Here is a 418-nt window from a genome sequence, read left to right as displayed (position 1 = left end):
CTGCAACACACAGATGCAGGAACTGATATCTGCAATGAATGATATCAGCCAGCGCTCCAGTGAAACCAGTAAAATCATTAAAACCATTGAAGATATTGCTTTCCAGACTAATATTCTGGCTCTCAATGCTGCAGTGGAGGCCGCAAGAGCCGGCGAAGCCGGAAAAGGATTTGCCGTCGTAGCCGATGAAGTCCGTAATCTGGCCAGTAAATCGGCGGAAGCATCAAAGAATACGGCAGTTTTGATTGAAGGTACGGTTACTGCGGTAGAAAAAGGCACGAAGCTGGTCAATGGTACGGCGGAATCATTACAGCGGGTTGTAGAAAGCGCTCAGCAGGTAGGCGGAATTGTCGATAAAATAGCAGAAGCCGCCAGCCAGCAGACTGCTTCTGTCAGTCAGGTAACACTGGGAGTCAAC

Annotated in this window: 1 protein-coding gene; it reads left to right on the top strand. The window is 48.8% G+C overall.

Annotated features, from left to right (window positions below; translation table 11 throughout):
- Positions 1 to 418: methyl-accepting chemotaxis protein (locus NE664_14620; protein ID MCQ4727868.1), on the top strand; the 418-nt coding region annotated here is incomplete at both ends.

It is taken from the genome of Anaerotignum faecicola (assembly GCA_024460105.1).
Lineage (GTDB): Bacteria > Bacillota > Clostridia > Lachnospirales > Anaerotignaceae > JANFXS01.
This window is presented reverse-complemented; position numbering and strand designations above follow the sequence as displayed.